This window comes from Exiguobacterium sp. B2(2022), from assembly GCF_028823655.1.
GTDB classification, from domain to species: domain Bacteria; phylum Bacillota; class Bacilli; order Exiguobacteriales; family Exiguobacteriaceae; genus Exiguobacterium; species Exiguobacterium aestuarii_A.
In genome coordinates, this window is the sequence record NZ_JAPEHX010000028.1 from 17,111 (window position 1) to 37,920 (window position 20,810).

Annotated in this window: 25 protein-coding genes and 1 riboswitch; of the genes, 5 read left to right on the top strand and 20 right to left on the bottom strand. The window is 49.2% G+C overall.

The window, feature by feature from the left end; all coding sequences use genetic code 11:
• Positions 1 to 33 precede the first annotated feature (33 nt).
• The gene (locus ON063_RS07305) at positions 34 to 1,371 is read left to right on the top strand and encodes a sugar phosphate nucleotidyltransferase (protein WP_274664696.1); all 1,338 of its coding nucleotides are present in this window, start codon (positions 34 to 36) and stop codon (positions 1,369 to 1,371) included.
• On the opposite strand, the gene manA is transcribed toward ON063_RS07305, so the two are convergent.
• The 8 genes from manA to ON063_RS07345 form a co-directional block, all read right to left on the bottom strand.
• On the bottom strand, positions 1,292 to 2,332 hold the full coding sequence (gene manA / locus ON063_RS07310) for a mannose-6-phosphate isomerase, class I (protein WP_274664697.1): 1,041 nt from the start codon (positions 2,330 to 2,332) through the stop codon (positions 1,292 to 1,294). The genes ON063_RS07305 and manA overlap by 80 nt on opposite strands.
• Positions 2,333 to 2,493: 161 nt before the next feature.
• Complete coding sequence (gene rbsB / locus ON063_RS07315) at positions 2,494 to 3,405, bottom strand: ribose ABC transporter substrate-binding protein RbsB (protein ID WP_274664698.1); 912 nt, start codon at positions 3,403 to 3,405, stop codon at positions 2,494 to 2,496.
• A gap of 23 nt (positions 3,406 to 3,428) precedes the next feature.
• A complete protein-coding gene (locus tag ON063_RS07320) occupies positions 3,429 to 4,394 on the bottom strand; it encodes an ABC transporter permease subunit (RefSeq protein ID WP_214694930.1) in 966 nt (321 codons plus the stop codon).
• A 1-nt stretch (position 4,395) separates the two neighbouring features.
• On the bottom strand, positions 4,396 to 5,874 hold the full coding sequence (locus ON063_RS07325; protein ID WP_274664699.1) for a sugar ABC transporter ATP-binding protein: 1,479 nt from the start codon (positions 5,872 to 5,874) through the stop codon (positions 4,396 to 4,398).
• Between the two features lie 12 nt (positions 5,875 to 5,886).
• Positions 5,887 to 6,276 (bottom strand): D-ribose pyranase, encoded by a 390-nt coding sequence (gene rbsD, locus ON063_RS07330; RefSeq protein WP_274664700.1) that lies wholly within the window; start codon positions 6,274 to 6,276, stop codon positions 5,887 to 5,889.
• On the bottom strand, positions 6,276 to 7,160 hold the full coding sequence (gene rbsK, locus ON063_RS07335) for a ribokinase (RefSeq protein WP_274664701.1): 885 nt from the start codon (positions 7,158 to 7,160) through the stop codon (positions 6,276 to 6,278). The genes rbsD and rbsK overlap by 1 nt, the downstream gene beginning before the upstream one ends.
• A 3-nt stretch (positions 7,161 to 7,163) precedes the next feature.
• Positions 7,164 to 8,141: a LacI family DNA-binding transcriptional regulator gene (locus ON063_RS07340; RefSeq protein WP_214875080.1), complete on the bottom strand. Its 978-nt coding sequence runs from the start codon at positions 8,139 to 8,141 to the stop codon at positions 7,164 to 7,166.
• A gap of 107 nt (positions 8,142 to 8,248) precedes the next feature.
• Entirely contained in the window at positions 8,249 to 8,791 is a 543-nt protein-coding gene (locus ON063_RS07345) for a GNAT family N-acetyltransferase (protein WP_274664702.1), read from the bottom strand.
• A 75-nt stretch (positions 8,792 to 8,866) separates the two neighbouring features.
• On the opposite strand from ON063_RS07345, the gene ON063_RS07350 reads away from it, so the two are divergent.
• Positions 8,867 to 9,313, top strand: coding sequence for a DUF4385 domain-containing protein (locus tag ON063_RS07350; RefSeq protein ID WP_012727567.1), 447 nt, complete (start codon positions 8,867 to 8,869; stop codon positions 9,311 to 9,313).
• On the opposite strand, the gene ON063_RS07355 is transcribed toward ON063_RS07350, so the two are convergent.
• The 8 genes from ON063_RS07355 to tenA all read right to left on the bottom strand — a co-directional run bounded on the left by ON063_RS07355 (position 9,310) and on the right by tenA (position 15,562).
• Positions 9,310 to 9,753, bottom strand: a complete 444-nt coding sequence (locus ON063_RS07355; protein WP_274664703.1) for a GNAT family N-acetyltransferase — start codon at positions 9,751 to 9,753, stop codon at positions 9,310 to 9,312. The genes ON063_RS07350 and ON063_RS07355 overlap by 4 nt on opposite strands.
• A 63-nt stretch (positions 9,754 to 9,816) precedes the next feature.
• Complete coding sequence (locus tag ON063_RS07360; RefSeq protein ID WP_274664704.1) at positions 9,817 to 10,266, bottom strand: OsmC family protein; 450 nt, start codon at positions 10,264 to 10,266, stop codon at positions 9,817 to 9,819.
• Between the two features lie 42 nt (positions 10,267 to 10,308).
• The gene (locus tag ON063_RS07365) at positions 10,309 to 11,874 is read right to left on the bottom strand and encodes a GGDEF domain-containing protein (RefSeq protein ID WP_274664705.1); all 1,566 of its coding nucleotides are present in this window, start codon (positions 11,872 to 11,874) and stop codon (positions 10,309 to 10,311) included.
• A gap of 115 nt (positions 11,875 to 11,989) precedes the next feature.
• On the bottom strand, positions 11,990 to 12,628 hold the full coding sequence (locus ON063_RS07370) for an SDR family oxidoreductase (protein WP_214694957.1): 639 nt from the start codon (positions 12,626 to 12,628) through the stop codon (positions 11,990 to 11,992).
• A gap of 25 nt (positions 12,629 to 12,653) precedes the next feature.
• A complete protein-coding gene (gene thiE / locus ON063_RS07375; RefSeq protein ID WP_274664706.1) occupies positions 12,654 to 13,295 on the bottom strand; it encodes a thiamine phosphate synthase in 642 nt (213 codons plus the stop codon).
• Positions 13,264 to 14,103: a bifunctional hydroxymethylpyrimidine kinase/phosphomethylpyrimidine kinase gene (gene thiD / locus ON063_RS07380; protein ID WP_274664707.1), complete on the bottom strand. Its 840-nt coding sequence runs from the start codon at positions 14,101 to 14,103 to the stop codon at positions 13,264 to 13,266. The genes thiE and thiD overlap by 32 nt, the downstream gene beginning before the upstream one ends.
• A complete protein-coding gene (thiM, locus tag ON063_RS07385) occupies positions 14,100 to 14,891 on the bottom strand; it encodes a hydroxyethylthiazole kinase (protein ID WP_274664708.1) in 792 nt (263 codons plus the stop codon). The genes thiD and thiM overlap by 4 nt, the downstream gene beginning before the upstream one ends.
• Positions 14,888 to 15,562 carry a thiaminase II gene (gene tenA / locus ON063_RS07390; RefSeq protein ID WP_012727575.1) on the bottom strand — a complete coding sequence of 225 codons (675 nt, stop codon included), beginning with the start codon at positions 15,560 to 15,562 and terminating at the stop codon, positions 14,888 to 14,890. The genes thiM and tenA overlap by 4 nt, the downstream gene beginning before the upstream one ends.
• An 88-nt stretch (positions 15,563 to 15,650) precedes the next feature.
• Positions 15,651 to 15,755: riboswitch (TPP riboswitch) on the bottom strand.
• A 127-nt stretch (positions 15,756 to 15,882) separates the two neighbouring features.
• Between tenA and ON063_RS07395 the strand changes: the two genes are divergently transcribed.
• The gene (locus tag ON063_RS07395) at positions 15,883 to 16,287 is read left to right on the top strand and encodes an ion channel (RefSeq protein ID WP_274664709.1); all 405 of its coding nucleotides are present in this window, start codon (positions 15,883 to 15,885) and stop codon (positions 16,285 to 16,287) included.
• A 7-nt stretch (positions 16,288 to 16,294) separates the two neighbouring features.
• Here ON063_RS07395 and ON063_RS07400 read toward each other — a convergent pair whose 3' ends face one another.
• Genes ON063_RS07400 through ON063_RS07410 form a run of 3 tightly spaced genes read right to left on the bottom strand, consistent with a single transcriptional unit; the run spans position 16,295 to position 17,924 of the window.
• Positions 16,295 to 16,447, bottom strand: a complete 153-nt coding sequence (locus ON063_RS07400; protein WP_012727577.1) for a hypothetical protein — start codon at positions 16,445 to 16,447, stop codon at positions 16,295 to 16,297.
• A gap of 50 nt (positions 16,448 to 16,497) precedes the next feature.
• A complete protein-coding gene (locus ON063_RS07405; RefSeq protein ID WP_274664710.1) occupies positions 16,498 to 17,325 on the bottom strand; it encodes an aminoglycoside 6-adenylyltransferase in 828 nt (275 codons plus the stop codon).
• The gene (locus tag ON063_RS07410; RefSeq protein ID WP_274664711.1) at positions 17,322 to 17,924 is read right to left on the bottom strand and encodes a pentapeptide repeat-containing protein; all 603 of its coding nucleotides are present in this window, start codon (positions 17,922 to 17,924) and stop codon (positions 17,322 to 17,324) included. The genes ON063_RS07405 and ON063_RS07410 overlap by 4 nt, the downstream gene beginning before the upstream one ends.
• 96 nt (positions 17,925 to 18,020) lie before the next feature.
• On the opposite strand from ON063_RS07410, the gene ON063_RS07415 reads away from it, so the two are divergent.
• Positions 18,021 to 18,410, top strand: coding sequence for an NUDIX hydrolase (locus ON063_RS07415; protein WP_274664712.1), 390 nt, complete (start codon positions 18,021 to 18,023; stop codon positions 18,408 to 18,410).
• 2 nt (positions 18,411 to 18,412) lie between these two features.
• Here the strand turns inward: ON063_RS07415 and ON063_RS07420 are convergent, their stop codons facing one another.
• The gene (locus ON063_RS07420) at positions 18,413 to 19,090 is read right to left on the bottom strand and encodes a YjjG family noncanonical pyrimidine nucleotidase (RefSeq protein ID WP_274664713.1); all 678 of its coding nucleotides are present in this window, start codon (positions 19,088 to 19,090) and stop codon (positions 18,413 to 18,415) included.
• A 253-nt stretch (positions 19,091 to 19,343) separates the two neighbouring features.
• Here ON063_RS07420 and ON063_RS07425 point away from each other — a divergent pair, with 253 nt between their 5' ends.
• Positions 19,344 to 20,801 (top strand): aldehyde dehydrogenase family protein, encoded by a 1,458-nt coding sequence (locus tag ON063_RS07425; RefSeq protein ID WP_274664714.1) that lies wholly within the window; start codon positions 19,344 to 19,346, stop codon positions 20,799 to 20,801.
• The last annotated feature ends 9 nt before the right edge of the window (positions 20,802 to 20,810 follow it).

Below are 20,810 nucleotides of genomic sequence, written 5' to 3' on the forward strand. Positions count from 1 at the left end.
TCCGAAATTTTAATCGAGAAAGGGTGTCACGAAATGAAACTACTCTTACTATCAGGTGGATCAGGAAAGCGTCTTTGGCCACTTTCGAACGATATCAACTCGAAACAGTTCATTCGATTACTTGATGACGGTCAAGGTGCCAAACAATCGATGATCGAACGGGTCTTCTCCCAACTAAGTGACATGCAGTTAGATCGGGATGCCTTTATTTTAACAAACGCGCATCAACGCGATGCCATCGTTTACCAAATCGGGACCGACGCCAATATCATCACCGAACCGAGTCGTCGAGATACATTCCCTGCTATCGTGCTCGGCGCTAGTTATTTGAACGAACAACGTGTCGACCCGGATGAAACGGTACTCGTGATGCCGGTCGATGCTTATGTCGACCTTCGTTTCTTTGAATACTTCCCTCAAGTAGATGAAGCGGTACAAGCAAGTGACGATGCCTTACATTTGATTGGGGTCACTCCCCTCCACCCGACATCGAAATACGGATACATCGTCCCAAACGAAACGGCTCAAATCTCCTCCGTTCGCTTGTTCCAAGAAAAACCGACCGTCGACGTGGCGGAACAGTTGATTGAACAAGGCGCATTATGGAACTGTGGAATCTTCGCTTGTAAGTTGCACTTGTTGCTCGATGAACTGACGGAGCGAAACTTACCGACGACATATTCAGAACTCACGACCCGCTACGATGATTTAGAAAAAACGTCGTTCGACTATGCCGTCGTCGAACATGCGGAGTCCGTGTTCGTCCATCGTTACGATGGGGATTGGAAGGACCTAGGAACATGGAATACCTTGACGGAAGAAATGACGTCCACCACCCACGGTCAGGTTGAGTTGTTCGAGTCGACGAACACACATGTCATCAACGAGTTGAATCTTCCGTTGATCGGAATCGGGCTCGAAGATCTCGTCGTCGCCGTCAACGCGGACGGGATTCTCGTCTCGACGAAAGATGCGACGCCGCAGTTGAAAGATTATCTAGCCTCCTCTGACGACTATCCAAAGTTTAAATGGAAGCGCTGGGGACAATCCGAAGTGATTCATCACGAGACGCTCGCGGACGGTCATCACAGTGTGACGCGACGGATGCTCGTCCAGGCCGGGAAAGAACTCAGCTATCATTATCACGAAGCGACCGATACGATTTGGACGATGCTTCAAGGAACGGCTACCGTCACAATTGACGGACAATCGTTTGAGGCGAAGCCGACCGACGTCATCTCGATTCAACGCGGTGCGGCTCACACGCTCAAAGCTCACGAAGACGTCGTGTTCATCGAGGTTCAGTATTCAAACGATTGGACACTCGACGATGCTTGTCCTGTGCCGTCTCCACTTGATAAACAGTATTGACGCGATGCGTTGTTGGAACAGGGACTTCACTTGTGACGATTTCCACCTTCCCGGTGAACAAGTGAGGTCCTTTTCCTTTTGGAACGAAATAATGCTCTCCTGCTCGGATGGCTTGGACGCCATCTTCACCTTGCACGAACCCTTCACCCGAAACGACCGAGAACAATCGGAACGTTTCCGATTGTTCTAATATCGCGGGGGTGCCATTCACTTGGTGTCGCATGATTTTAAAAGATGGTTTTGAAATCAATTCGGTCGTCAATGCATCTTTTAAATCTGTCCGTACGAGTTCGTCTGTCCGGCGATCCGGAATGTTCATCACTTCCACGGCTTTCTCGATATGAAGGTCACGAAGACGACCCGTGTCATCCACTCGATCAAAATCGTAAAGACGATATGTCCGGTCACTCGTCTGTTGAATTTCAAGCAACACGACACCCGGACCAAGAGCGTGAACGGTTCCGCTCGGGATGTAAATGAAGTCACCTTTTTTCACGGCTTGCGTCTTTAGACGAGTCGCCCATTCTTTTTGTTGCACACATGTATATACCTCTTGTTTCGTTCGGAACGTATGGCCGACGATAATCTCGGCATTCGGTTCTGCGTCTAACACGTACCAGCACTCTTCTTTCCCAAACTCTTCTTGTTCGAGACGTTGCGCCTGCTCATCGTTCGGATGAACCTGTACCGATAAATAAGCACGCGCGTCGAGTAGTTTGACGTGTAACGGAAACGTCGCGAATGGATACGGACCGAATAGTTCTAAACGGTGGGCATCCCATAAATCCGCGAGCGTCTGTCCTGCAAATGGTCCGTTCTCAAATGTGGTCATTCCGCTCGGATGTGCGGATGCAGCCCAACACTCGCCAATCTTCCCTTCCGGTAACGAAAGATGAAATAACGTCTCTAGCTGACGACCACCCCAAATACGTTCTTTAAACACCGGTTTGAGTTTATACATATGTGCTGCGTTTCTCAGATACGACTCCCCCTTCCTGTATTTTACCTAGATATACCCTGAAAAAGGGAGAAACTATCCAATTTATGAAGAGGGATATATGAACATTGAAAAAACCTCACGAGCTCTACCCGAAATCAAGGCATCGTGAGGTTTCATTTTCCTTATTTGATTAATTCGAGTTCGACCGGGATGTTCTCTTCCACCGTTTCACCCTTCAAATGATTGATTGCCGCTTCTACACCCAATTTACCAATCTCAGCTGGTTTTTGAGCAACCGTTGCTGCCATCGTCCCACCTTCGACCGCTTTGACTGCATCGTCTGTCGCATCGAATCCGATGACTTTCACGTCACTCATTCCAGCCGCTTCAAGTGCTTGAACAGCACCGAGTGCCATCTCATCGTTATGTGCGAATACAGCGACGATGTCTTTATTGTCTTGTAAAATATTCTCCATGACCGTTAATCCTTCTGCACGGTCAAAGTTTGCAGATTGTTTTGCCACGACTTCCAATTTCCCATCGATTGCTTCGTTAAATCCTTGTCCACGGTCACGTGTCGCTGACGCTCCCGGAATCCCTTCGAGTTCGACGACTTTTTGACCTTCGCCTACGAGTTCGACCATGTAGTCACCCGCCAATCGTCCACCCGCGACGTTGTCTGAGGCGACGTGTGCGACCACTTCACCAGTCTCTGCGTTACGGTCTACCGTGATGACCGGAATGCCTGCATCATTTGCTGCTTGTACCGCTGCGCCGACTGCTTCTGAATCTGTCGGGTTGATGAGAATCAAATCCATTCCTTTTTGAATCATGTCTTCAACGTCATTCACTTGTTTCGCGGCATCGTTTTGCGCGTCCGCCACTGTCAATGTCGCATCCATTTCGTTCGCCTGTTCTTCTGCGCCTTCTTTCAATGCGACGAAGAACGGGTTGTTCAATGTCGAGATGGATAAGCCGATTTCATAATCCCCATCTTTCGTTTCCGTCTCAGACGTTGACCCCGGTTGTTCAGTCGAGCAAGCTGCCATCAGTACCATAGTCAGTGCGAGTAGCCAAGCTGTCCATTTTTTCATGTTCCGTTTTCCCCTTTCGCGTGTTACGCGTTTTGTCGACGATCAAGCAATACTGCAAACAATATAACTGCACCTTTTACGACGAGTTGGAAGAAAGATGATACGCCGAGAAGGTTCAATCCGTTGTTCAACGTTCCAATGATCAGTGCCCCAATCAATGTTCCAACAATCCAACCTCGACCACCTGCAAGGCTCGTTCCCCCGAGAACGACCGCCGCAATGGCATCGAGTTCATATGACGTTCCTGCCGTTGGTTGTGCGGAATTAAGACGTGATGTCAAGATGATGCCCGCGAGTGCAGCAAGCATACCCGATAGCGAATAAATCATGATTTTGACTTTATTGACGCCAATCCCCATCAATTTTGCCGCTTCTTCATTTCCACCGATCGCGTACGTATGACGGCCAAACGTCGTCTTTTTCAAAATGAAATAAAGAACACCGAACGCGAGTAACATCGTCAATGCCGGCACCGGGATAATCCAGAAGTAGCCACGTCCCAGCATCTCGAACCACCCAGAATTTCCGAGACCAGTAATCGGTCGCCCGTCCGTATAGACCAGCGTCAAACCTCGGTAAATCGTCATCGTGGCCAATGTCGCGATGAACGGCGCCACTTTCCCGTATGTGATGACCGCCCCGTTAAAGGCCCCGAGAACGGCACCCGCAATCAAGCCAAGTGCAACGGCCATGACCGCATGTTGACCGTCCACCATCATGCCTGCCACTAGTGCAGATGCGAGCGCTAAAATCGAGCCGACCGATAAATCAATCCCGCCTGTCAAGATGACGAATGTCATCCCGAAGGCAATCAAGGCATTGATGGACACTTGTCGAAGTACGTTAAAGATATTATTTAATGATAAAAATCCAGGTTCGAGCGCGGTCACGACGACGACGATGACGAGTAGACCAAACAGCGGTCCTAACTTTTGTCCCCATCCAAGTCGACCCGGGCGCTTCAGTGCAGTCGTTGCTTTCAATTCCATGTCATTGCCCTCCTGTCGCATACGTCATTACTTTTTCTTGCGTCGCCTCTTCTCTCGTGAGCGTTCCGGTCACAACACCTTCCCGCATGACGACAATTCGGTCACTCATCCCGAGCACTTCCGGTAAATCGGAGGAGACCATGATGATGGCGACACCTGACTCCGCAAGATCACTCATGATGTTGTAAATTTCTTTCTTGGCACCGACGTCGACTCCACGGGTCGGTTCATCCAAAATCAAGACGTCCGGCTCGACACCTAACCATTTACCGAGCACAATCTTCTGTTGGTTCCCACCGGACAACGACTTCACTTTTTGCTCCATCGAATGATGCTTGACCCGCAGTTTTTGTAAGTATGTCTCGGCGAACGTCGCTTCTTGCTGCTTCGAGATGACGGACCCTTTCGCCCGTTTATCGAGTGTCGGGAGTGATAAGTTTTCTCTTAGCGAGAAGTCGAGAAGCAAGCCCTCGCCTTTTCGGTCTTCTGTCAAAAAGGCGATGCCATGTTTGATGGCGTCTGCCGGAGTCTTGATTCGAATCGGTTTCCCGTTCAGCTTGATGACTCCCCCTTTGTGGGTGTCTGCTCCGAACAAAGCACGCATCACTTCAGTCCGTCCTGCTCCCATCAATCCGGAGAATCCGACGATTTCACCAGCTCGAACGTTGAATGATACGTTGTGGAACCGGTTACCTATTAAATCCTCTACTTCGAGAACGACCTCCCCGAGCGTCGCCGTGCGCGTCGGATAACGTTCACCGATCTCACGTCCGACCATATCGCGCACGGTTTCTTCAAAAGAAGTGTCCGAAATCATACGGGTCGAGATGGACTGTCCATCCCGAAGCACGGTGATCCGATTACACAAGTCGAAAATTTCTTCCATGCGGTGAGAGATATAGATGATGGACACACCTTGATCTCGTAAGGCACGTGAGACGGCGAAGAGCGCCTGAATTTCGCGATCGGTCAAGGCGGCCGTCGGTTCGTCCATGACGATGACTTTCGCATCTGTCATGAGTGCCTTGGCAATCTCAATCATCTGTTGCTGACCTACCGATAAGTTGCGTGCCACTTCATCGACATCCATGAAGACGTTCAATTCTGCCAAATATTCACGAGCGCGTCGTGTCATCTCCTGCTGTTTGACCATCCCGAACGGTCCCGTCAGCTCTCGACCTAAAAATAAGTTTTCCGTTACCGTCATCTCCGGTAAAATGTTGAGCTCCTGATGGATGAAGGCAATCCCTTCTTGCTCCGCTTCTTTTGGGTGTTTGAATTGACGTTTCTTCCCGTCGATGAGGATGTCTCCTTCATCTTGAGCGTGAAGACCGGTCATTACTTTCATCAACGTCGACTTACCCGCTCCGTTTTCTCCCATGAGCGCATGAATTTCTCCAGGCAACAGGTCGAAGTCGACTCCTTTCAAGACGGAGACCGGACCGAACGACTTATGGATGCCTTTCAACTGAATGTGCATCGAAATCCCCCCTTAAAAAATGACCCCGGCGTGTAAGATGACGTTCGCGTAAGGTGTCGCTTCCCCAGTTCGAATGACCACTTTTGCTTTTGCGACCTCCCGTTTGAAGTCTTCATGCGAACACATGTCGATGCTTGTGTATCGTTCTTTCAGTGAATCTGCAATCGTCGAGTTGTGTGTGAGGATTTCCTCGGCAATCGTGATGCGCTCTACGACCAAATCCGATTCGACGACATCAAGTACTTCAAGAAAGGAAGGTTCCCCGATTCGGAGGCTAAGGTCGACACGCTTCACCCCGTCCGGAATCGGGAGTCCGCAGTCTGCGATGACGATGCGATCCGTATGCCCGAGATCGGCAAAGATTTTTGCTAGATGACTATTTAATATCCCTTGTTTTTTCATCACACGCGCTCCAATCGTTGTTGTACATCTTCTCGTGTCGGCATACCACCTTGTGCACCAAAGCCTTCGACGCTCATGCCGGATGCGACCACGGCAAACCGTACGGCCGTCTCCAAATCATCTTGTTCGATGAGGGAGACAGCGAGCGCACCGTTGAACGTGTCACCGGCTCCTGTCGTGTCGACGACGTTCGCTCGGATAGCTGGCACATGCCGCACTTCTCGTCCGTCATGGAATCGAACACCTCGGACGCCTTCTGTCACGAGTAACTTGTTCGGATATCGTTCAAGCACTTCGTCCACGGACAATCCCTTAAATAAATCCCGGCATTCATGTTCATTCGGCGTCAAGTACGTGACGTCTTCAATCACTTCTGGCGGGAGTGGTTGCGACGGTGCCGGATTGAGTAGTACCGGAATCCCTTTCGCTTTACAGTAAGCGGTCACTTGCCGAACGCTCTCGATCGGAATCTCGAGCTGTAAGAGTACGAACGACTGCTCATCGAGAAGCTGATCTAGTTCCTCGTCCTTGAAGAAGACCTGCTTGTTCGCCGATTGAACGACGACAATCGAATTATCTGCTTCCGCCAATACGATGTGTGCCGTCCCCGTCACTTCATTCGGTATGACCCGAACGTGCGCAACATCGACACCATGCTGTTTGAAGTTCTCAACAATCTGCTGACCGAACGGATCGTTCCCTACACAACCGACCATCTGCACGGCACTCCCTAACTTAGAAGCAGCGACCGCTTGGTTCGCACCTTTCCCCCCTGGAACGGTACGGAACGACTCGCCGATGACGGTTTCCCCTGCTTGCGGACGTTTGTCGGACGTGACGACAAGGTCCATCGATATACTGCCAATGACAACAATGCGTTTCATTCTTTATTTCTCCTTCCGCTTTGTCGTTTGTCTTTCAAGTAACGTGACCGGTAACAGCATCTCTCTCGGTCGTGTATCTTTTTTCTCAATCAAATCGAGCAATCGTTCTGTCGCCACTCGCCCCATCTCATAAATCGGTTGAACGATGGTCGTCAGCGGCGGAGACGTCATCTCCCCTAGCTCGATCCCGTCATATCCGATGACCTGTAGTTCTTCTGGGACACGAATGTTTCGACGAACTGCTTCCTGCAATACGGCGGCTGCAATCACATCGTTCGCTGCGAAGATGCCATCGAACGGCCACGCATGATCGAACAGCTCTTGGGACGCTTTCAAGGCGTCTTTGAACGTGAATGTGGACTCGGTCATCCCGACGAGTTTGTCTCCTGCCACTTCGACAAATCCTTCGGTCCGACGTTTGACCGTCTTGAGATGATCAGGTCCGGCAATATGTGCCAGTCGTGTCGCACCGCGTTGTAACAACGTGTCGGCTGCCAACTTCCCACCCTCATATCCATCCGATACAACGGCGTCGATTCCCGCCTTCACGATTCGGTCGAGCGCGACCATCGGTAAATCCAACGTCTCGTAATTCGGGTTGTGCGAATGGTTTGTCGTGATGATCAGCCCGTCGACATGCATCGTCTGCAAGGCGACCAAATACGTCTGCTCTTTTTCGAGTTGTTCGTCTGTGTTGCATAAAACGACTTGATACCCATGCTGATTGGCGACATCCTCAATCGCCCGAGCCAGCTGTGGAAAGAACGGGTTTGTGATGTCCGGCATGATGAGTCCAATCAAATTCGACGATTTTTTATAGAGCGAACGAGCGACTCGGTTCGGTGCGTAATTCAGTTCCGCAATCGCCTTTTCGACCGCTTCTTTCGCCTCTTCGCTCACATATCCGCTCTTATTCATGACGCGTGATACGGTCGCCACTGAGACGTTCGCATGTTTTGCCACTTGTTTGATGGTCGCCATTTGACATCCTCCTTTCTGGAAACGCTTACAAAACCATCTTAATGTGTAACCGGTTACATATCAAGGGGTTTTTATGATTTCATGAAAAAACACATTGAAACAGCGCTTCAATGTGTAGAGAACGTCGGATTGAGTTGGACATAGACGAGGCATTCTACCGTTCGTCCATCGAGTCGAGTCAATTCTTGCGTTTTCGTGAACGCATAGGTGAACCCACATTTCTCAACGACACGTCGGGATTGGTCATTGAAGCTGAAATAGCCGCACCAAATCCGCTCCAGCCCTAATGCTTCGAATCCAAATCGAATCATCGCCTGAACGGCTTCTGGCACGTAACCATTCCCCCAATAATCGGGACTGAGCACATAACCAATCTCACGCTGTGCATCATGTTGAATCGACGGGTCTGGTCTTCGGTCGTGTAACCCGATGCTACCGATCACTTGCCCGGTCTCTTTCAAGACGATGGCCCACACGTCTTTTTCCTCAACAAACAGTCGAATGACATCTTTCGTCTCTTCAACGGATTCATGTGGCGCCCAACCGGCCATCGGTCCGACACGTTCGTCTTTGGCGTAACGATACATATCCTCTGCGTCCTCTAGCGTAAATGCTCTTAAGACCAATCGTTCTGTCTCCATCTTGATCATACAAACCCATCCTTTTCCTTCAAGTTGTTTCTTTCCCCGACCTAATGGGAAAACGTTAGGCGAGGAGGAATGAACATGCCATTTGACTATGATTTAAATTTTGATGAAATCGACTTCCGAAAACAACCCGAACTGTACCGAGTCGGGCGTGGTGAACAAGGGGTACTACTCGTCGAACCGTATAAAAGTGAGATTTTGCCCCATTGGCGATTTAAAACGCCAGAGATCGCCAAGCAATCCGCTGAAGAAATCATGGAATTGTTTGAAGCGTATCGCGCAAACGATGATTTTGTCGGAATGGACATGGCCCGAAAGTTCATCCAAATGGGATACACGCGAGCCCGACGCTACGCCAATTATAAAGGTGGTCGTAAATATAAAGAAGACGGTGACATCCACGAGCGCGAAATCGACGAAGAAAAAGCAGAGTCTGCCCGCATCTTCAAAACGTATTGGGATCAACTCCGTGCCGATGAGGATTATTTGCGACGTAAAAAGGCACATCAGAAACAATATGGTTAATCGCGCATCATCACTTGGAACAGGACCTCATTTCGCTCAAACGTTGTGATGGTATGAAATCCAAGCGTTTCATATAGATGAATCGCACGCTCGTTGAAAGAGGCGACAGTTAGACGGAGCGGCTTCCCCTTTTCCGCCGCTCTCTCCATGACGTATTCCACAAACGATTGTCCGCGTCCTTTACCCGTCAAGTCAGGTCGCATCCCAAACCCAATGTCCGTGAAGTCTGACGAATACGGATATGTCGAATTGGGCACTTGTGCAGCAGCACCGATGCAATAAAATCCAATCAGCTCATGATCCTCTAACATCGCCTGATATGTCATCAACTCGTCAATCCCTTCTTCAGAAGGCGACTGATTATAGAAATCATAAGGAGCTCCGTAGGTCCATTTTTGAATTTGATTTGCCCATTCACGCGTCATCGGTCGGTGATGCATTCGTCTTCCCTCCGTACTCTTTTCACGATTACTATGTAAAAAAAGATGAGGTCGCCCTCATCTTTATTTTCGAGTCCATTCTGCCGTCATCGCCACGTCTGCTGCATGCATCAGATTATGAATCGGACAGCGTGCCTCGACACCTTTTCGTAATTCGGCAATTCGCTCATCCGATTCAGTCGTATCTAGTACGATTTTCATCTGAACTGACTCAAAGTAAGTTCGGACACCTTCCATCCCTTGGAACCCTCTCGGATCGAGTGTCCCTTCCGTCACAAAATGGACACCCTCGTAATCAAAGTTCAAGTCCTGTGCGGCATACGCAATCATGATGGTCGTGCAAGACGATAATGCTCCGAGAAGATATTCGAGCGGATTCGGCCCTTTGTTCGTTCCACCGAGTCGTTCCGGCTCATCTACGATAAATGGGGTGTGCTCACCTACACGTACAGTCGTCTTGACGCCTCCCGCTTCTCCCTCAGCGCGCATCGTCACTAATGGTCTTTCTGACATGTTCCATCCTCCTCTCTATAATCAAACACTTCTATGTTCCCTTTATTTCGGACCATGTAACGCCTCGTCATAAATCGCATAATCATTTTTTCCGTCTTGCTTGATTTGATACATCGCTTGGTCCGCTTTATGAATCAGCGTATCCAAGTCCGTCCCTTGGTCCGGCGCATGACTGACCCCGATACTTGCTCGAATTGGAATCGTCACATCCGATGTTCTGTATGGATTCCGATTCAACGTCATCTGAAGTTCATGAATAAATGCGAGCACTTCAGATTCCGTCAGATCGACTAAGTAGATATAAAACTCATCGCCTCCAACACGGGAAGCCAAGCCGACATCTCGAGTTGATGCTTCTAACAATCCACCTAAATGCGTTAAGAAATGATCGCCCTCTTGGTGACCATACGTATCATTGACCGCTTTGAAACCGTCCAAATCAATAATCAATAAAGATAATCTTGAGGAACTTAGTAACGCATGGTCTGCCTGTTCATAAAACGCACGTCGATTGGCCAACTTCGTCAGTGGGTCATGATAGGCAAAGAAACGGATTGTTTGCTCGGCTTCTTTGAACGAATGAACGTCTCGAATGATAATCATCCCATGAATCGTTCGATCGATATCAACAAAGTCCCCATCAATGACGACATACCGCTCTTGCCCGGATTTCGTCATAATCTTCGTCTCGAACTCTAAAAACTTTTTGCGAGTCTGGAAATGTTGATGATAATGTTCCATCCACTCCGCCTTTTTCTTTTCCGGTAATAAATCGACAAAGCGTTCATTTACGACACGGACTGTATGAAATAGCGTTCGTGCGGCCGGATTCGCACTTTCCACTTTTCCATCGGGATCAATCAACAAGATGGCAGATGGATTCAAGTTATACAGTGTCCCGTATCGCTTCACGTAAGAGGTCAAGAAATCCAACCGATTCATTGCGATGACGAGCGCCACTGCCCATACGAGCCCTCCATACATATAAGAGTACGGCGGAATGAACCCACGGAATTGAAAATAACCGAAGACAACATCCCATAACAATACGACATTCGCCGTCCAAAAAAGCATGCGCAACACGCGTTGGTGTTCTCTTCGTTCCGCACGTTTGAGAGCATAAAAAATGAGACCGATGATCAATATGTGAAAGATGTTCCCGACGGTCAGCGTAATCAAATAAGAAGCGTTGAATTCGGGATAAATCCAGATCCCCACTTGCTCAAACTGCTGACTGTTGATGATGTTCTCTCGCCGGATATACGTCAATATGACGGGAATCAGCGGCAAATAGACGACCCAAGGATACAACCACTTCGGTGCCTTTGCTCCGACGCCTGTGATACTTAATATGAAATGAACAGAAAAGATAAAGATGAAGATGCCGGCATTCCCAAACCAATACGCAATGAGTGCCGGACTGTATTCAATCGGAGAAAGATGGCGGACAAATTCAGCCAAGAAGAGCATCGAATAACCGAACACAAACAGGCTCAGCAAACGATGCTCTACTTTATTCGGATTTCGTTGAAAGACATCGAGTGCTAAAAAGCCGAGCAAAAATGACGGTAACAAATAGACCGCCAGATAAATAAACATCTCGGTCATGCGGAACCTCCTCACCTGTTCGTATTCTTCTATTATTTCGTTATTCTGCGTTCTTTTCCCTCTTTAACGCGACAAAAAACGGGATGGTTCACATCCCGTTCTTGATGTCACATACTTATAGCGTTTCTTCGATTGGGGTATCCCCTTTGATCAAATCGATTGCTTTGTTCTGTGCGTTTGAATGGTTATGAAGGACATGCACCAAGAATGATGCCACGTCTTCGCGTGGAATCTCTCCACTTCCTTCGAATTGCGTGTTCACTTTGCCCGTTCCCGCATCATCTGTCAACGCGCCCGGACGAACAATCGTGTAAGTGAGTCCACTCTGTTCGAGTAAGCGATCGGCATGATGCTTCGCTACGTAGTACGGCTTCATCGAATCTGGCCAAGCTGAGCGATCCTCTGCTTTCAAGGCGCTGACCATGACGAAGTGTTTGATGTTCCCGTTCGCTTGTGCTGCTTCGATACTCTTCGCTGCACCATCTAGGTCAATTAAGAGTGTCTTGTCTGCTCCAGTGCTTCCACCAGAACCGGCCGCGAACACGATGACATCCATTCCGTCGATTGCCTTTTCCAAGTCTGCCACTGAACCTTCGAGATCACCGAGTACGGCGTTGTATCCTTTTGACTTGAAGTCATTGAGTTGTTCTTCTTTACGCACCATCGCCGTGACGTGATGCTTTCCTTCATTGTGTAACTTTTCCACCAATTGATGGCCAATCTGGCCGTTTGCACCGATTACAAATACGTTCATCTGTCTTCCTCCTCAAGAATTAAATTCAGAGACAAGCGAAACGCCGGGTAGCCGTTGCTACGTCCGGTGCAGAAGCAATGGCAGAGATGACGGCAACGCCGTCTGCCCCGTCAGAAATGATTGAAGGAACATGCTCCGGAAGAATACCTCCGATCCCCACAATCGGAAGCCGCGGATATCGCTGACGAACTTGCTGAATCAGTTCCGTCCCGCGCACACGTCCCGCATCTAATTTGCTCTTCGTCTCGTGAATCGGGCCAATCCCGACATAATCTGCGAACGGAAGAGCCGTACTTGCTTCCTCCACCGTATGGACGGAGACCCCTAACCATTTGTCAGGTCCCAATTGTTCACGAACCCATTCGGCTGGCACATCGTCTTGCCCGACATGTACACCGTCCGCATCAATCGAGAGTGCCAAGTTCACATCGTCGTTGATGATAAATGGAACATTCGCTTGTCGACATACACGTTGGAGCGCCTTCGCCATCGCTTCTTTTTCATCTCCATACAATGCATCTTTACCTTTTTCGCGAAATTGAAAACATGTCACACCACATCGAAGTGCCGTTTTGACGGTTGCCACTAAATCAGATGTATCCGTCGTCCCACACACAAAGTAAAGACGAAGCTGCTTAGCGAGTGCTTGTTTCGTACATGACGTCAACGGTAATCACCTCTTCTTTCGCTAAACGATGTCCCCAATGATTCGTCGGTCCATGCCCCTGTCCAATCGATAATCCATGCGTAATCGCCTGATGGATAAATTGTTTCGCATCCACGACGGCTTGACGAAGTGTCTTCCCGTATGCCAGCTCAGCCGTCAAGGCTGCAGAAAACGTACATCCCGTTCCATGTGTGTCTTTTGTCTCGACGCGGGGTGCTCTCACTTGAAACGCTTCAGATTCAGTTACAATCAAATCGACTGCCTCCACACCTTCCATATGTCCACCTTTGATGATGACGACATCGACGCCGAGTGCCCGAATCGATTGAGCAGCCTGCATCCGATCTGACTCCGTCCGAATCTCGATTCCGGCTAACACTTCCGCCTCAGGGATATTCGGTGTCACGACCGTCGCATATGGTAACAATTTCGTACGAAGTGCCTCGATTGCACTTTCCTGTAACAAAGAAGCGCCTCCTTTTGCCACCATGACAGGGTCGACGACTACGTGTTGGAAACGATGACGTTCAAGTGCTACGGCTACCGCTTCAATCCGCTCCGCATCTACCAACATGCCTGTCTTACATGCTGCAATCTGAAAATCATTGGCTACTGCATCGATTTGTCCGGTGATCATTTTCGGGGAAATCGCTTCAATCCCATGAACACCAAGTGTGTTTTGAGCCGTAACAGCGGTCAACACACTCGTCCCGAACGCACCGAGCTCTTGAAACGTTTTTAAATCGGCTTGAATACCGGCTCCGCCCCCTGAATCAGATCCTGCAATCGTCAATACTTGCGGTCTCATGATGTCGACACCTCGATTCGATTCGTCGGGATTGTATATTGTGTCAATTGATGGAGGGCATTTAAAAAATGAATCGGAAAATCTCCCGGTCCTTCTGCCCGTTCGCTCGCCAACTCCCCGCAATAGGAATATCCCGACACGGCTGTCACCGTCGCCTTGAGCGCATTCTTTTCGACTGCTAGACATGCCCCGACGACCGCACTAAGTAAGCATCCCGTACCGGTCGTCTCAGTCATCCGTTTTGTCCCACCGCGTACTTCCATGACAACACTCCCGTCGCTGACCACGTCTTCTTTTCCAGTTACGGCTACGACGCACCCGTATCGTTTCGCTGCTTCAAGCGCCAATTGTCGCGGTTCGCATGCTCCGTCACCCGCATCGACACCTCGCGCTACCCAATCGACACCTATCAATGTCGCAATTTCTCCTGCATTTCCCCGAATGACCGTGACACGGACGTGACGCAAAATACGCTCGACGACATCCCGGCGGAATGACGTCGCCCCGACTCCAACCGGATCAAGTACAATCGGGCATCCCGCTTCGTTCGCCGCTTGTCCCGCACGAATCATCGTCGCCTCAGTCATCGTACCGAGTGTCCCGATGTTTAACACGAGCGCATCGCTCACAAACGTCATCTCTGCCACTTCTTCAATCGCATCTGCCATCACCGGAGAGGCACCGAGGGCGAGCAGTCCATTCGCCGAAAAGTTTGCTACGACTGTATTTGTGATGTTGTGGATCAACGGTGCCTGCTTTCGAATCTCGCTCCAAATCTCATGTCTCATTGGTTGACCTCCTGAGACAACGTCCAAGATTCAAGCGTCCATGCCATTTCCCAAAAGGCGACTTCGTAATAGCAACTCTTCAAGAAGAGTTTTGTGTAACGAAGCCGTTCTTCTTCTGTCGCTTGTCCAGCCAATTCATCCAACCGATCAATCTGTTCTTCCACCAACTCACGGAACCACTCCGAACCATACGTCGCAATCCAAGCTGAATAAATCGGATGGTCGGGTCGTTTATCTTTTAAACGTTCACCGATTTCGTAATACACCCAATAACACGGAAGGATTGACGCCAATACGTCACCGAGTGTCGGTCCTGCCTGTTGCATATGAAGCGCATACGCGTAAGCGGTCGGTGCCGGCTCGAATGTCGCCAGTTCAACATCCGTCACGTTGAGCATCGTAAAGAACTCACGATGAAGTGAGAGTTCCGCCTCAATCGTGTGTAAGGCATGTGTCAAAAAGCGACTCGATAGTTCCATCGTCGGTGCGAGCGTCGCCCCTTTGGCCTGCACTTTCGAGAATTGATTCAAGTAATACGAATCTTGCATGACGTAATGTCTAAACTTTTTCTCATCGAGCGTTCCTTCTCCGAGTGAACGAACGAACGGATGATGAAAGCTTGCTTCAAACAATCCATCCGCTTCCTGACGTAAGTGATCTGTAAATTTCATAATAACTCCCCCTTATAACAGATAAAAAGACGCCGCCTCCCATAACGGAAGCGGCGTCTCGAACAGTCATATCTAGGTGAAGCCATATGAGTCGTCTCGCCCACTTCCCTACGCTAGCGTGAACTAGATCAGGTTCGAAGGGTCTGGACCTTGTCCATCTCAGCCGCGTGACGCGACTCCCCTAGTGGCAAACATTATGAAATTCAGTCGTCTTCGACCACATTCTATCAATCTTTTCATCAATTGCAAACCTTTTCCGATTCTGTTTTTCATTCTTCGCTTCGGGAATGGGTAAATGAACTCATTTACATGAAAAGGATGTGTCCGGATTGAATACGATTTTATTAACCATTGCATTACTCTTCATCAGTTTGAACGTGTTTTGGTTTTTCAAACGTCAAACGTACAAGCAAACAGGATTTGACGGGAGATTGTTCGCTCAGTTGTTCGTTAGCCTACTTGGTGTCATGTTAGGATTCACATTGATTTATTATGCTTTGTCTCGTGATTCAGTCATTCTTGTGACTTCACTCGAATCCATGAATGCCGTTGAACCGACTTGGGAAAACCTCCTGTATTTCAGCGGGGTCACTTTATTATCAATCGGATTTGGTGATTTGTTGCCGATTGGTTTGACCCGATTATTCGCCATCATCGAAGGCGCCATCGGCATTTTGTTACCGAGTGCCTTCTTCATCAAATCGATGTATCAAAAAGACAAGTGAACATGTCCTAGCGCCCCGTGATGAGTAAGAACATATTAAATGCGACGAGACCAAGGGGAAGCATCGCAACCAAAATGATTGGCCATTTCTTTAAACGAATGCCGACAAAGAGGACAAGACTTCCGACTAGAAGAGCAATAAATGTCGTATATGGGTTCATGAAAAAACGCTCCTTTCTCTATAAGGAGCGTTTCCCGGCTCACGGCCTCATTAATCGTTCGAATGTCGAAGTGTTGCACATGCGGCACGGACGCGTCTGGCTTCTTCTTCCCGGAAGACGAAATCACCTTGTTCCGCGACACGCTGCGCGCAAAAGAAGAAGAGTGATTGCAGGCGGTCATGCGTGTCTTCAATCGCGCTCAGCTCAGCCGAGGCATACGTCGCCGTGAGCATCTCCCACAACTCTTCCGGTAAATGCTCTCGCATCCCGTCGCCCGATTTCCCGAGATTCACAGAAAAGTGCGTCGCATAGCCGATATTCCATTGCATCATCTGACGGAGCATATTTCGCATGATGTCGAGATGATCGAGCGCGTATAACACCTGGTGTCGTTTGATTCCTTTGACAACATAGAGTGACACCCACCAAAATTCATTCCAACAAGACGCATACTCATCAGCAGACGGGCGTGTCACACGGTATGTGTCGTCTGACGGTGTCACACTCGGATGATGGTCTCGGTCGAACACGATTTGACTGAGCGAATCGGCTTCGAGCATCTCATCAAGTTGCTCGATGCTTCGAATCGTCAAATCAATACGATGTCCGTCTACATACTGCACCAAAAATGTCACATGTCGTTCGGAATCAGACGTTTCAGGTGTCTGCATAATCAAGACGTCTCCAAACATGTCGATCCATGAGCAATCGGTCGCAACCACTTGGACATCTTCCACATAAAAAGTGAGGTCGACATCTTGGTATGGGTCTGGTCTGACGTTCGGATTGACGAGCGAGCCGTTCAAGACGACCGTTCGGATATATTCACGTTCTTTTGCGAACGCAATCAACTGTTCAATCATTTGTTCCGGTTTCATTCTATAATCGCCCCCAATGAGCGCGCGACTTGGATTGCCTGCATCGCGTCTAGTTTTGTTTGTTGTAACGTCACGTTCGAAAAATCAACCCCATCGACGAGTGCCCCTCTGAAGTCGGCACCACGGCACACCGCATGTTGAAGTGTCGCCCGTGACAAGTCCGCCTGATGCCAAACCGTCTCGGTCAAATCGGCACCGTACAGGTCCGCCTCGACCAAACGAACGTGGGACCAATCCATTTTCTTGAGCGCTACGTGACGAAGGTTGACGAATGACCAGTCACCTTCTGTTACACGGACGCCCTCAAACTGACTCTCCTCAAAGGAAGACCCCGTCATTTTACATTGCTCAAACTCACTCGTGAACAAATTGGCACCATGGAACTGACAGTTTAAAAATGAGCTGCCGACATGACGGGACGCGTTCCATTTCGAATCGGTAAAATCACAGTTGATGAACTGACAGCGCTCCGTTTGTAGTTCCGTCGCATCGACATATGTGAAGCGACAGTTCTCGAACGTGACATGTGACAGCTCTTCGTCACGAAGTGTCACGTCGCGGAAATCTTCATCTCGATATTGCGTATGTGGTTGAAACATAAGATCCCTCCTTCAGGTATACTAGAACATATGACAAAGATTGGAAGTGATATAGATGGACCTCGTATTTCCGACTGAACAAGGCGTATTATTTTTGTGAAAGACGGACACGTATTGATTCACCGAAATATTCGGGATGACTTTTGGGCACTGCCTGGTGGTCGTGTGACGCTCGGTGAAGAAGCCGCAACCGCCCTCGCACGCGAGCTACATGAAGAATTGGATATGCGTGTGACCGATACCTCGTTCGCCTTCGTGCACGAGAACTTGTTCACCTACAACGACCAACCGTTTCATGAGATCGGTCTCTATTTTTATGTAGACGGTGATCTCCCGCTCGAAGAAGGAGACTTTTATGGACCTGAAGGAGACCACCTCATCTATCGTTGGCAAAAACTCGACCGTCTTCAAGACATCACGCTCTATCCAGAAGTACTCGCACAACTACCGAATCGTTTGCCGTCTCATTCACTAAATCCGGCTTGAACTTAGAGAAGCGATTTCAACTCGTTTAAATGTCGAATCTCGTACGTCGACTCCATCGTCGCAGCCACTTCCTTCGGATTGAACCAACATGTATCTAGGCCGTACATCCGCCCACCTGCGATGTCTGCTGTGACTGAGTCGCCAATGATTAAGCCCTTCTCTGGCTTTACGTTCGGGATTCGATCAAAGACGTAGTCAAAGAACGGCTTCATCGGTTTTTGTGAGCCGGTCGCATCCGATACGAAGACGTCTTGGAAGTACGGCAATAGTCCCGATGACTCTAACCGTTTGAATTGCGTCTCCGTCACACCGTTTGTGACGATATAGAGCGGATAGTCCGCGCTCAGCGTTTGGACAATCTCTAACGCGCCGTCGACCATGTGTACGCCTGCATGTAAGTAGTCCCGATACTGCTGTTCGACTTGCGGACCGTCGACCGTGAGTCCGAGCGAATCGAACAGTTTCGTGTGACGACCAACGAGTACTTCTTCACGGTCTACTTCGCCGCGCTCAAATGCGCGCCATAGGCCACTGTTAATGTCGACATACCGAGCCTTCACTTCATCCGTCATTCGGACATTGTAGGATGCGAGTAATTGCTCTAAGGCGACGTGCTCACTTTGCTTAAAATCTAACAATGTGTCATCAATATCAAATAAAATCGCTTCATATCGTTTCATGTTTCTTTCTAACCCCTCTCTTCGTCTTAACTGTACAGGAAGTATTCAGGAACTTCAAAAGAGTGGCGACGGATGAACCTAAACTTGAGTTCTAGTAATGATATGTTTCTACTCTTGCTAACAGACCTCTCCGCTTCCCTCATCTGTCCCAAACGTCATGCTTCAAACCTAATCACTCGACCGATTAAGATGTTTATTTTTATAAAATAAGTGAATACTTCCTATGGTGAAGAAAAACAAAGGAGTGTTCTACATGCATACAGATTTTACGAAAATGTACATCAATGGTGAGTGGGTAAGCGGATCAAGTGAGAAGTCGATCGACAACGTCAATCCCTTCTCGAACGAGACACTGTTCTCGATTCAGTCAGCGGATGAAGATGACTTGAATCGTGCTTATGAAGCAGCCAAAGCGTCTCAGACGGACTGGGCTGACATGCTTCCGCAAGCACGACGGGAATTGATCGAGAAGTTTGCCCAGGTGACGATGGACAACAAGGAACTCATCGTCGACTGGCTCGTGAAAGAGTCTGGCAGTACACGGATCAAGGCAGAAGGCGAATTTGCCGCATCAATGGCCATCATCAAAGAAGCTGCGACATTCCCATTCCGTATGGACGGACTCATCAAACCTTCGGTCGTGCCGAACAAAGAGAACCGGGTTTATCGTAAACCACTCGGGGTCATCGGAATCATCAGTCCTTGGAATTTCCCGTTCCATTTGGCTGTTCGTTCAATCGTGACGGCTCTCGCGACCGGGAATGCGGTCGTCGTCAAACCAGCTACAGCGACACCGGTCACAGGTGGCCTTCTGTTCGCATCGCTCTTTGAAGAAGCAGGACTTCCAAAAGGCGTACTCAATGTCGTCGTCGGACGAGGATCTGAAATCGGCGATGCGATTGTCGAACATCCGATTCCGCGTCTCATCTCGTTCACAGGTTCAACCGAGGTTGGTCAAGGAATCGCAGAGAAAGCGGGACGCCTCTTGAAGAAAACCGCTCTTGAACTCGGTGGAAATAACGTGTTTGTCGTACTCGACGATGCCGACCTCGACCGCGCCGTCGAATCAGCGGTATACAGCAAATTCTACCATCAAGGGCAAATCTGTATGTCGACGAACCGAATCCTCGTCGCCGAATCGATTCATGATGAATTCGTGGAACGTTACGTCGAGCGCGTTAAACAATTGAAAGCGGGTGACCCGAACGAAAAAGACACGCAAGTCGGTCCGCTCATCGACCACAATCAAATCAATCGTATCCTAGAGCAAATCGAGAAAACCGTTGATGCAGGTGCGACCGTCCATACTGGCGGGACAGCCGACGGCAACGTTCTCGAACCGACCGTCCTCAGTGGCGTCACGAATGACATGCCACTCGCGAAAAATGAAATCTTCGGTCCAGTTGCGGTCATCCTGTCGTTTAAAGATGACGAAGAGGCACTCCGTCTCTCGAATGAATTGCCGTATGGATTAAGCGGTGCCGTCCACGGTTCGGTTTACCGTGCGACCAATTTCGCACGAAAAGTCGAAACCGGCATGATTCACGTCAACGACCAGTCGGTCAACGATGAACCGCACATGCCGTTCGGAGGCGAGAAAAACTCCGGTCTCGGACGATTCAACGGCGAATGGGTACTCGAGGAGTTCACGACCCTCCAATGGGTATCCGTCATGCACGAACGTCGCGAGTATAAACCATTCTTCTCATAATAGAGTCCA